The organism is Rhizobium etli CFN 42, from assembly GCF_000092045.1.
Classification (GTDB): Bacteria; Pseudomonadota; Alphaproteobacteria; order Rhizobiales; family Rhizobiaceae; genus Rhizobium; species Rhizobium etli.
In genome coordinates, this window is the sequence record NC_007761.1 from 2,350,074 (window position 1) to 2,361,627 (window position 11,554).

11 protein-coding genes are annotated in these 11,554 nt (G+C 61.2%); 3 read left to right on the top strand and 8 right to left on the bottom strand.

Annotated features, from left to right (window positions below):
- The 5 genes from sufD to RHE_RS11520 all read right to left on the bottom strand — a co-directional run bounded on the left by sufD (position 1) and on the right by RHE_RS11520 (position 5,388).
- Positions 1–1,275 (bottom strand): Fe-S cluster assembly protein SufD, encoded by a 1,275-nt coding sequence (gene sufD / locus RHE_RS11500; protein ID WP_011425510.1) that lies wholly within the window; start codon positions 1,273–1,275, stop codon positions 1–3.
- A gap of 24 nt (positions 1,276–1,299) precedes the next feature.
- Positions 1,300–2,055, bottom strand: a complete 756-nt coding sequence (gene sufC, locus RHE_RS11505) for a Fe-S cluster assembly ATPase SufC (protein ID WP_011425511.1) — start codon at positions 2,053–2,055, stop codon at positions 1,300–1,302.
- A gap of 104 nt (positions 2,056–2,159) precedes the next feature.
- Positions 2,160–2,501, bottom strand: a complete 342-nt coding sequence (locus tag RHE_RS11510) for a GIY-YIG nuclease family protein (RefSeq protein WP_011425512.1) — start codon at positions 2,499–2,501, stop codon at positions 2,160–2,162.
- 58 nt (positions 2,502–2,559) lie between these two features.
- A complete protein-coding gene (gene sufB / locus RHE_RS11515; protein ID WP_011425513.1) occupies positions 2,560–4,029 on the bottom strand; it encodes a Fe-S cluster assembly protein SufB in 1,470 nt (489 codons plus the stop codon).
- Between the two features lie 192 nt (positions 4,030–4,221).
- Positions 4,222–5,388: a cysteine desulfurase family protein gene (locus RHE_RS11520; RefSeq protein WP_020921378.1), complete on the bottom strand. Its 1,167-nt coding sequence runs from the start codon at positions 5,386–5,388 to the stop codon at positions 4,222–4,224.
- A gap of 217 nt (positions 5,389–5,605) precedes the next feature.
- Between RHE_RS11520 and RHE_RS11525 the strand changes: the two genes are divergently transcribed.
- A complete protein-coding gene (locus RHE_RS11525) occupies positions 5,606–6,283 on the top strand; it encodes an alpha/beta hydrolase (RefSeq protein WP_011425515.1) in 678 nt (225 codons plus the stop codon).
- A 33-nt stretch (positions 6,284–6,316) separates the two neighbouring features.
- Here RHE_RS11525 and RHE_RS11530 read toward each other — a convergent pair whose 3' ends face one another.
- Together RHE_RS11530 and RHE_RS11535 are read right to left on the bottom strand one after the other, a co-directional pair.
- The gene (locus RHE_RS11530) at positions 6,317–6,838 is read right to left on the bottom strand and encodes a GNAT family N-acetyltransferase (RefSeq protein ID WP_042119251.1); all 522 of its coding nucleotides are present in this window, start codon (positions 6,836–6,838) and stop codon (positions 6,317–6,319) included.
- A 10-nt stretch (positions 6,839–6,848) separates the two neighbouring features.
- Positions 6,849–7,961, bottom strand: coding sequence for an anhydro-N-acetylmuramic acid kinase (locus RHE_RS11535; protein ID WP_011425517.1), 1,113 nt, complete (start codon positions 7,959–7,961; stop codon positions 6,849–6,851).
- A 131-nt stretch (positions 7,962–8,092) separates the two neighbouring features.
- Between RHE_RS11535 and tyrS the strand changes: the two genes are divergently transcribed.
- The gene (gene tyrS, locus RHE_RS11540; RefSeq protein ID WP_011425518.1) at positions 8,093–9,349 is read left to right on the top strand and encodes a tyrosine--tRNA ligase; all 1,257 of its coding nucleotides are present in this window, start codon (positions 8,093–8,095) and stop codon (positions 9,347–9,349) included.
- A gap of 64 nt (positions 9,350–9,413) precedes the next feature.
- On the opposite strand, the gene RHE_RS11545 is transcribed toward tyrS, so the two are convergent.
- A complete protein-coding gene (locus tag RHE_RS11545; RefSeq protein WP_406867018.1) occupies positions 9,414–9,710 on the bottom strand; it encodes a hypothetical protein in 297 nt (98 codons plus the stop codon).
- 177 nt (positions 9,711–9,887) lie between these two features.
- Between RHE_RS11545 and RHE_RS11550 the strand changes: the two genes are divergently transcribed.
- Entirely contained in the window at positions 9,888–11,549 is a 1,662-nt protein-coding gene (locus tag RHE_RS11550) for an alpha-amylase family protein (protein ID WP_011425520.1), read from the top strand.
- Positions 11,550–11,554: the final 5 nt, after the last annotated feature.

Below are 11,554 nucleotides of genomic sequence, written 5' to 3' on the forward strand. Positions count from 1 at the left end.
TCAGGCGTGCTTCTCGAGCCAGGCCGAGATCACGCCTTCCAGCGCCTCGACCAGGGCTTCGTCTTCCAGTTCCTCGACGATCTCTGAGACGAAGGCATTGACGAGCATCGCCCGCGCCTTGTTCTCCGGAATGCCGCGCGCCATCATGTAATAGAGATGGTTGGCGTCGATATCCGTCACTGTCGCACCATGGCCGCACTGCACGTCGTCGGCGAAGATCTCGAGTTCGGGCTTGACCGAGAACTCGGCATCGTCGGACATCAGCAGCGTGTTGCAGGCCATCTTGGCGTCGGTCTTCTGGGCATCGGGCGCCACCCGGATCATGCCCTGGAACACACCCTTGGCACGGTCGAAGACAACATTGCGGATCACCTCGGTCGAGCCGGTATGCGGCACGTCGTGGCCGAGCACCATCGTCACGTCGGTATGGCTCTCGGCCCCGAGCAGGTTGATGCCGCGCAGCGTCAGATCGGCGCCCTCGCCGGTCACCTTGATATGCAATTCCTGGCGCACCAGCTTGCCGCCGGCGTTGATGACGAACAGGCGAAGCTTGGCGTCAGTGCCGAGATCGACGCGGATCTGGCCGAGATGCGTATCGTCGGCGCCCTGCTGCTGCAGGATGATCCAGGTCAGCTCCGTGCCTTTGCCGACAGTGATGTCACTGATATGGGACACGAAGGCAGCGTCACCCGTCACCGCGCGGTGACGCTCGATAACGGTTGCCTTGACGCCGGCGCCGAAGGAGACGGGAAGGCGCGTATGCGTCTGCCCGCCGGCATGGATGAACTGGATCTCGAGCGGATCTTCAAGCTCGGTATCATCAGGCACGTCGACCACATAGCCGTCACGCACGAAGCTGCCATTGATGCGGCCGACCGCGTCATCGCTGCCGAGCGCGTCGAGCCCGCCCGCGGCCGAGCCGTCGCGCAGACTTTCGCTATAGGCCGACACGCCAAGACCCTCTGCGGCAGCCTTCTGATTGGCATGGCCCTGGATCACCGCCAGCACGCTGGAACCCGCGACGAGCGGCTCGAGCGGGTCGGAGCCGGCATCGCCTGCCTGGATCGGCAAGCCGCGCAGCAGGTTTTTGAAGTCAGTGTAGTGCCAGGCTTCGATGCGGCGCGTCGGCAGGCCGGCCTTCTTCAGGTCATCGAGAAGCCGGTCGCGCAACGCCGTCACCGCGCCGTTCCCCGGCAGATCGCCGATCTGCTGGTTGAAGGCCTCGATCAGCGCCGTTTCGGCCGCGGTCAGGCGACTCGTCGTCTGCATGTTCATGGAGGTCGTCCTTTCCACCCGAACTCAGGCCGCCGCGCCGATGATATCGGCATAGCCGTTGGCTTCGAGCTCATGCGCCAGCGTCTTGTCGCCCGACTTGATCACCTGGCCCTTGTAGAGCACGTGCACGGTATCCGGCACGATATAGTCGAGCAGGCGCTGGTAATGGGTGATGACGACGACGGCGCGATCCGGCGAACGCAGCGCGTTGACGCCGTCGGCGACGATCTTCAGCGCGTCGATGTCGAGGCCGGAATCAGTTTCGTCGAGCACGCAGAGCTTGGGCTCGAGCAGCGCCATCTGCAGGATCTCAGCGCGCTTCTTCTCACCGCCGGAGAAGCCGACATTAAGCGGCCGCTTCAGCATCTCGGTATTGATCTGCAGCTTGGCCGCGGCATCCTTGACCCGGCGCATGAAATCCGGCGTCGTCAGCTCGTCCTCGCCGCGCGCCTTGCGCTGCTCGTTCATCGCCACCTTGAGGAACTGCATGGTGGCGACACCCGGAATTTCGACCGGATACTGGAAGGCAAGGAAAATGCCCTTTGCGGCGCGCTCGGCAGGATCGAGTTCGAGAATGCTCTCGCCATTGTAGAGAATGTCACCCTCGGTGACTTCATAGTCTTCGCGTCCCGACAGCACATAAGAAAGCGTCGACTTACCGGAGCCGTTCGGCCCCATGATGGCGGCCACTTCCCCAGCCTTGACCGTCAGGTTCAGACCACGGATGATCTCGGTGCCATCTTCGGCAATGCGGGCATGAAGGTTTCTGATTTCAAGCATCTTTGTCTTTCCTGTTATCCGGCGGATTTCAAGGACCCGCCCAATTGACCGTTCGCACCGGTCTCGATCCGTCATCCTCGGGCTTGTCCCGAGGATCTAAGCCTTCAATTGTAATCGTTCCACTCCCGCGTATTCGGATGCGGTCGATAGACATTCTCGATTTCATCAATCCGCTCGTAGAGGTCGATCCAGGTCGGATTGAGCTCCTCTATGAGCTTGATTTTCCATTCGCGCATATAGCGCTTCAGAGATTTTTCCCGCTGGATCGCCAACACGATGTTCGGATGGTTTTCAAACCAGACGAGATTCTTTGCTCTGTATTTCTGCGTGAAACCCTTATGGATTTCGTTGCGATGTTCCCATATGCGACCGTGCAGATCACTCGTAACGCCGGTGTAGATCACGCCCCGCGGTTTGTCGGACATCATATAGACGAAACCAGTCATCCTTGTCCTTTGACCGCAGCAGATCCTCGGGACAAGCCCGAGGATGACGGAGGCTGTGTTAGCCGACACTCCCTTCCAGCGAAATGCTGATCAGCTTCTGCGCCTCGACGGCGAACTCCATCGGCAGTTCCTGCAGCACTTCCTTGACGAAGCCGTTGACGATCAGCGCGATCGCCGCTTCTGTCGGGATGCCGCGCTGCAGGCAGTAGAACAGCTGGTCCTCGGAGATCTTCGAGGTCGTCGCTTCGTGCTCGAACTGCGCCGTCGAATTCTTCGCCTCGATGTAGGGCACGGTATGGGCGCCGCACTTGTCGCCGATCAACAGCGAATCGCACTGCGTGAAGTTGCGCGCGTTCGACGCCTTGCGGTGAGCCGAGACCTGGCCGCGATAGGTGTTGTTGGAAACACCGGCGGCAATGCCCTTGGAGACGATGCGGCTCGACGTGTTCTTGCCGAGATGGATCATCTTTGTGCCGCTGTCGATCTGCTGATGGCCGTTGGATACGGCGATCGAGTAGAACTCGCCTCTGGAGTCGTCGCCGCGCAGGATGCACGACGGGTACTTCCAGGTGATCGCCGAGCCGGTTTCGACCTGCGTCCAGGAAATTTTCGAGCGGGCGCCGCGGCAATCGCCGCGCTTGGTGACGAAATTGTAGATGCCGCCCTTGCCTTCCTTGTCACCGGGATACCAGTTCTGGACGGTGGAATATTTGATCTCGGCATCGTCGAGCGCCACGAGCTCGACCACCGCGGCGTGCAGCTGGTTTTCGTCGCGCTGCGGGGCGGTGCAGCCTTCGAGATAGGAGACGTAGGCGCCCTCTTCCGCGATGATCAGCGTGCGTTCGAACTGGCCGGTACCCTTCTCGTTGATGCGGAAATAGGTGGAGAGCTCCATCGGGCAGCGAACGCCCTTCGGCACGAAGACGAAGGAGCCATCGGTGAACACAGCCGAATTCAGCGTCGCATAATAATTGTCCGAAGTCGGTACGACCGAGCCGAGATATTTGCGGACAAGATCGGGATGTTCGCGGATCGCTTCCGAGATCGACATGAAGATCACGCCGGCCTTCTTCAGCTCCGCTTTGAAGGTGGTGACGACCGAGACACTGTCGAAAACGGCATCGACGGCGATCTTGGGCTTCTCGACGCCGGCGAGAATCTCTTGCTCACGCAGCGGAATGCCGAGCTTGTCATAGACCTTGAGCAGCTCCGGATCGACTTCGTCGAGCGACTTCGGACCCGGCGCGCTCTTCGGCGCGGCGTAATAATGAATGTCGTTGAAGTCGATCTTCGGATAATTGACGCGCGCCCAGGTCGGCTCTTCCAGCGTCAGCCAGCGCCGATAAGCTTCGAGACGCCATTCCAGCATCCAATCCGGCTCTTGCTTCTTGGCCGAAATGAAGCGGATGATATCCTCGGACAAGCCTTTCGGGGCCTTGTCCATTTCGATGACAGTCTCGAAACCGTATTTGTACTGGTCCACATCGATCAGGCGCACCTGGTCGATCGTTTCCTGCACGGCAGCCATTTCGTTCTCCAATCTCGCCGGATCCAAGGTCCGGCAGCTTGTAGCATTTGGGCAATTGTCTCGCCCTTCATGTCGGGCGACTTCCTTGCCCTGATGGTCGGGCAAATCCTTGCCCTGATGTAAGAGGCCAAAAGGGACTTTTCAGCCCGATTGGCAAGCGGAAATTTGCATTTCCGCAAGTTTATGATGCGGTCAGGCCGCCTCGCCCGCCGACCTGCGCCGGCAGGCGATCTTCGCAAAAGCAGCAATTGCCCTGTCGATATCCTCTTCCGTCGTCGAAAAGCCAAGCGAGATGCGCAAGCCGCCGAGCTTGGCGTCGCGTCCCATCGCCGTCAGCACATGGCTTTCGCCGAGCCGTCCCGACGAGCAGGCCGAGCCTGCCGACAGAGCCACCCCTTCGAGATCGAAGGCGATCTGGCCGGTCTCTGCTTTCAAGCCCGGTAGAGTGAAGAAGATCGTATTGGCAACACGTTCGCCAGCCTCGCCGTGGATGATCACGTCGGCGGCGTGTCGGCGCATGCCGGCTTCCAGCCGCTCACGCATTACACCGATCGCCACATTGCGCATCTCGAGCTCGCCCGCGGCCACCTCGGCTGCGGCGCCGAAGCCGATCAGCGCCAGCGAATTCTGTGTCCCTGACCGGTGACCGCGCTCCTGCCCGCCGCCCTGGATCAGCGGCCGCGGCATCAGCGCCTCGCCACGTGCGATCAGCGCGCCCGCGCCCTTCGGCCCACCGATCTTGTGCGAGGAGACGATCATGAAATCGGCGCCAATCCGGTTGATGTCGAGGGCGATGCGACCAGCCGCCTGCACGGCGTCGACCACGAAGAGCCCACCATGGGCATGCACGATCTTCGCCGCCGCCTCGACCGGCTGGATGATACCCGTCTCGTTGTTAACAAGCATGACGGCGACCATCGGCAGGCCTGCGGCCTTGTCATGGGCCCCAAGCAGAAGCCCGAGCGCGTCGAGATCGACGATTCCGGCCTCCGTCACCGGGATCTCCGTCATGTTTTCCCTCGAGAAGCGCCCGCCTTCGCGAACCGCCGGGTGCTCGACTGCTGAGAAATAGAGATGGCCAAGCCGAAGCGGCGTGCGGCCCATGCGAAATTCCGGCGTCAGCACCAGATTGGCTGCTTCCGTTGCGCCGCTGGTGAAGATCACATTGCCGGCTTCTGTGCCGGCAAGGGCGGCGACCTTGCGTCGCGCACATTCGATAGCTGCGCGGGCGGCCCGTCCCTCACCATGCACGCTGTTCGGATTGCCAAACACGTCAATGGCGCCCATGATCGCCTCACGCGCTGCGGGGTGCAGCGGCGCTGTGGCATTCCAGTCGAGATAAAGGCGTGGCGGCGCCATGATCTTCAGTCCTGCGCTTGACGAGCTTGCTTCAGCACCCACGGTTCATTTTTCTTGAAATTTCCGCCGGGCTTGCCGTATGACACGTTCCACGAAGCGTGGATCGCCATGCAAGTTTCGAATTGTTCTAAACTGCGTTTTAGAAAAGCTGACAACGTTAGTCAAGTCATGTTGTCGCCCGACGCAGCCCGAACGCGAAATAAAACCCGGAGTACCAATGCCCGAAGTAATTTTCAACGGCCCAGCCGGCCGTCTTGAAGGCCGCTACCAGCCCTCCAAGGAAAAAAGCGCGCCCATCGCGCTCATCCTGCATCCGCATCCGCAGTTCGGCGGCACGATGAACAATCAGATCGTCTACCAGCTCTTCTACATGTTCCAGAAGCGCGGGTTCACGACGCTGCGCTTCAATTTCCGGGGCATCGGCCGCAGCCAGGGCGAATTCGATCACGGCGCTGGCGAATTGTCGGATGCCGCCTCCGCGCTCGACTGGGTGCAGAGCCTGCACCCAGATTCCAAGACCTGCTGGGTCGCCGGCTATTCCTTCGGCGCCTGGATCGGCATGCAGCTTCTGATGCGCCGGCCCGAAATCGAAGGCTTCATGTCGATCGCCCCGCAGCCGAATACCTACGACTTCTCCTTCCTCGCGCCCTGCCCCTCATCCGGCCTGATCATCAACGGCGAGGCCGACAAGGTGGCGCCGGAAAAGGATGTCAACGGCTTGGTCGAAAAGTTGAAGACCCAGAAAGGAATCCTCATCACCCATCGCACCGTCGCCAACGCCAACCACTTCTTCAATGGTCAGGTGGAGACGCTGATGGGCGAATGTGAGGACTATCTCGATCGCCGCCTCAATGGCGAGCTAGTGCCCGAACCGGCGGCCAAGCGGATCCGCTGACCGCATAGCCCCGACGTCTGCCCACCGCCATCGTCACGACGCGCTGGGCTTTCCCGACTGCATGCCGGCAGTCAGCTCGTAAGCCGTGTCGAGGACTCCATCGATCAGGATCGGCGCGCGTTCGCGCATGCCGATCTTCCTGAGGACCCGCTGCGAAGCAACGTTTTCGGGATGCGTGAAAGCGATGAAGCTCGACGCGAACTCCCCCGAGAAGAACCAGCCGGCCAGCGCGCTCGCCGCCTCCGTCGCCAGGCCCTTGCCCCACACCTCCTCGCGCAGGAAATAGCCGAGTTCGAATTGGTCACTCCCGAATCGCGAAATGCCGGCGCGACCGATAAAGCTGCCATCCGCGGCGAGAAGCTTGTATTTGGTTGTACCGTCGCGCGCCTGCTCCGCGAACCAGCCGCGCAACCGTTGCTCGGCCTTATCAAGACTCCAGGGAGTATTGTCGGGAAGATATCGCGTCGTCGCCATGCTCGAGTGCAGTTGCCGCAGCAGGGCGGCGTCGCCTTCGTCCCACATGACAAAACGCAGCCTCGGCGTCTCCAATATCAGCCTTTGCTTGTCATGGTGTTGCCAGCACGCCGCCGCTGACGGGAGCCGCAACACCCGTCGTTCCGGGAAAGGTCAGCGGCAGCCCGTCCAGCGAGCGTACGGCGAGATAGGCCCAGGCTTCGGCCTCCATCGCATCGCCGTCGAAGCCCGCGGCCTCGGCGCTCAACACTCTCGATCCCTCGGCCATCGCCGAGAACTCGGCCATCAAGGTGCCGTTCAGCCGACCGCCGCCGCAGACGATATAGGCCGAGGGACGTTCGGGCAGGAATCCGGCGGATTTGACGATCGATGCGGCGGCGACATGAGCAAGCGTCCGGGCGCCGTCTTCGAGGCTCGCCTCATCAGGCCGAAGCGGCGCGAAATCGCCGCGATCGAGCGAACGGCGGACATTGCCGCGGAAGAACGGGCTGTCCAGATACCGCTGCGCCAGGGCGGGGACGACCTTCCCGCGCCCGCCGATCTCGCCGCCGGGATCATAGGTTCTGCCGGTCTGCATCTCTACCCATTGATCGATCAGCGTATTGCCAGGACCGCTGTCGAAGGCGGCGATCCGGCCGTCAGCGCCGATATAGGTGAGGTTGGAGATGCCGCCGATATTGACGAAGCACACCGCCTCTCCCGCCTGCTGGAATTTTCCCGCCAGTGCTGCATGATAGGCCGGCACCAGCGGCGCACCCTGCCCGCCATGCACCATATCGTTGGCACGCATGTCGTAGACCACCGATAAGCCCGTCCGTCGCGCCAATTCCCGACCGTCGCCGATCTGGATCGTCAGTCCCTCGTCCGGCCGGTGAAGCACCGTCTGGCCATGGAATCCGAGAACATCGACGCCATTGGCAGCGAGCCCGAAACGCTCGAGAAATGCCGTAACGGCCGTTGCATGCCGTAGGGTCAGCTCTTGCTCGATCTCGCGAAGTTCTCCCGGCCGTTCGTTCCTGTCGCGGAGCGGCCGCGCCAGTTCCAGGGCCCGTTTGAGCCGTCCGCGAAACTCTGCATCATACGGCATGCCCAGAAACGGCCCGCGCTCGATGAAGCCGCGGCCGTCGGTCCTGATCAGCGCGACATCGATACCGTCCATCGACGTGCCGCTCATCAGCCCGATCGCGGTTCTGACCACATCCATGAGGCTTGCCTCCCATGCGATTCCCGGATGCACTTTTGTAAAAACAGTGCTAAACGCGCCGCGACAGATCAACAACAACGAAGTTGCGTGAAGCCCGGCGGGCGAAGCGCAGGCACGAAGAGACGAAAGCCATGTCCGAGTTCAAGTCCGATTTCCTCCGTACGCTGAAAGAGCGTGGCTTCATTCATCAGGTTTCCGATGAAAGCGGCCTCGACGACCTGTTCGCGAAGGAGGTCGTGACGGCCTATGTCGGCTACGACGCAACCGCGACCAGCCTGCATATCGGCAATCTGATCTCGGCCACCATGCTCTACTGGCTGCAGGAGACGGGCCATCGGCCGATCGCGCTGATGGGCGGCGGTACTTCGATGGTCGGCGATCCCTCCTTCCGTGACGAGCAGCGCAAGCTTCTGACGCCGGAGGCGATCGCCACCAACATCGAGGGCATCAAAAAGATCTTCTCGCGGATCCTGCGCTTCGGCGACGGCCCGACCGATGCCTTCATGGTCAACAATGCCGACTGGCTGATGAAGCTCAATTATGTCGAATTCCTGCGCGACGTCGGCCGGCATTTCTCGGTCAACCGCATGCTCTCCTTCGACAGCGTCAAGCTGCGCCTCGATCGCGAGCAATCGCTCTCCTTCCTGGAATTCAACTACATGATCATGCAGGGCTACGACTTCGTCGAGCTCAGCCGCCGCTACGGCTGCCGCCTGCAGATGGGCGGTTCGGACCAGTGGGGCAACATCATCAACGGCGTCGATCTCGGTCACCGGATGGGGACGCCGCAGCTTTACGCGCTGACGACCCCGCTTTTGACGACGAGTTCCGGCGCAAAGATGGGCAAGACCGCCTCCGGTGCCGTTTGGCTGAACGAGGACGTCTTCAGCCCCTATGATTTCTGGCAATACTGGCGCAACACCGAGGATGCCGATGTCGGCCGGTTCCTGAAGATTTTCACCCGCCTGCCTCTTTCCGAAATCGCAAGGCTCGAAGCGCTGGGCGGCGCCGAAATCAACGAGGCGAAGAAGATTCTCGCCACGGAAGCGACCGCGATCGTCCACGGTCGCGTGGCGGCCGAAGCATCCGCAGAAACGGCCCGCACCACCTTCGAGGAAGGCCGCATCGCCGAAAACCTGCCTTCGGTCGAGATCCCGGCCACAGAACTCGACGGCGGCATCGGTCTGCTCTCGCTGATGGTGCGCGCCGGCCTTGCCGGCTCCAACGGCGAAGCCCGTCGCCACGTCCAGGGTGGCGCAGTGCGCGTCAATGACGAGGCCATCAGCGACGAACGCCGCCTGATCGGCAGCGGCGAAATTACCGCCGACGGCGTCATCAAGCTCTCGCTCGGCAAGAAGAAGCACATCCTGATCCGCCGCGCGGCATAGGTCGCTTCCAATTGGACGGATTTTGGAGCCGGCGCCCCGCGCCGGCTTTTCCTTTGGCGCGGGATCAGTCGGCCCGCCACCGATATTCCGCTTCGTCTTGTTTCATCTCTCGCAGGAGAGGTCCGGGGGGATTAACCTCCGAAGCGGGTCGCACGCGCGACCACCAGCCGATCGAGAAGATCGGCGCCGTCATCTTTGCGTCGAGCGGAACCAGGAGGACGTGCTCGACGGGGATGCTCTTCACCGGCTTCAGCCGTCCGCCCTTTTTTGCAGAATTCGAAGCCTCGCCAACTGTCACGGCCATCATGGTGGCCGATAGGAAAGAGACTGTCCGGGCGCACTGCATGGCATCCTCCGACATTGCACCAATCGCTGTTGCAGCTGGCACCCACATTACATCAGAATTATCTAAAATAAGCAAAGCATCAATGACCAGCCTATAAGTCGCAATTATCCAACTGGCCGCGCCACGATATCGCCTTCCCGGAACCTTTTCCGCCCGACGGGATTTGCGACCAGATGCATTTGGAGCGCCGGCATGATCAACGACCTCTGGTATAAGAACGCCGTCATCTACTGCCTGTCCGTCGAGAGCTTCATGGATGCGAACGGCGACGGTGTGGGCGATTTCCAGGGCCTGATGCGCCGTCTCGACTATCTCTCCGGCCTCGGCGTGACGGCGATCTGGCTCATGCCGTTCCAGACGTCGCCCGGTCGGGACGACGGCTACGACGTCTCCGATTACTACAATGTCGACCCACGCTATGGCTCGCTCGGCGATTTCGTCGAGTTCACCCATGGTGCCAAACAGCGGGGCATCCGGGTGTTGATCGATCTGGTGATCAATCACACCTCCAAGGATCATCCCTGGTTCGAAGACGCTAGGAGCGACCCGCATTCACGCTATCGCGAGTGGTACGTCTGGTCAGACAAAAAGCCCGCCAACGCGGATCAGGGCATGGTTTTCCCGGGCGTCCAGAAAACCACCTGGACCTATGACGAAAAAGCCAAGGGCTATTATTTTCACCGCTTCTACGATCACCAGCCCGATCTCAACACGTCCAATCCCGAGGTGCAGGCGGAGATCCTCAAGATCATGGGCTTCTGGATCCAGCTCGGCGTCTCGGGCTTCCGCATGGACGCCGCCCCCTTCATCATCGCCACCAAGGGCGCAGAGGTCACCAAGCCGGTCGAGCAGTTCGACATGCTGAGGAAATTTCGCGAATTCCTGCAATGGCGACTGGGAGATTCCATCGTGCTGGCGGAGGCCAATATCCTGCCGAAGGACAATTTCGAATATTTCGGCGACGATGGCGACCGCATGCAGATGATGTTCAATTTCCAGGTCAACCAGACGCTGTTTTATGCTCTCGCCACGGCCGACACGCGGCCTCTGAAGAAGGCTATGGATGCCACGAAGCCGCGCCCGGCAACCGCGCAATGGGGTCTATTTCTTCGCAACCACGATGAACTGGATCTCGGTCGCCTGACGGATAAGCAGCGCGATGCGGTATTCGCGGCATTTGGACCCGAGAAGGAAATGCAACTTTACGACAGGGGCATTCGCCGTCGCCTGGCGCCTATGCTCGGCGGCGACCGCCGCAGGATCGAGTTGGCCTACAGCCTGCTGTTCTCGCTGCCCGGAACGCCGGTCATCCGCTACGGCGATGAAATCGGCATGGGCGATGATCTGTGCCTGCCGGAGCGCAATTGCGCGCGCACCCCGATGCAATGGTCGACGGAACCGGAAGGCGGTTTCACCAAAAGCGCGAAGCCCGTTTCGCCTGTTATCAAGGACGGCCCCTACGGCTTCGAGCATATCAATGTCGCCGCCCAGCGGCGCGACCCGAATTCGCTCTTGAACTGGACCGAGCGGATGATCCGGATGCGCAAGGAGGCTCCCGAGATCGGTTGGGGCGATTTCTCAGCGGTCGACACAGGTGACGACGGCGTACTGGCGCTGCGTTATGACTGGCGCGGCAATTCGGTGCTGATCCTGCACAACCTGCATCCGCACCCGACGGAAGTGACCTTCGATCCTGATGTTGGTGAACTCGGGCGACTGCTGATCGATATTGCCGATGGGGCAAGTAGCGAAGCCGACGAAAACGGGCGCCATACGGTCGTGCTCGATGCCTATGGCTACCGCTGGTATCGCGTCGGCGGTCTCGACTATCTCCTCAGGCGGAAAGATATTTAGTCTCG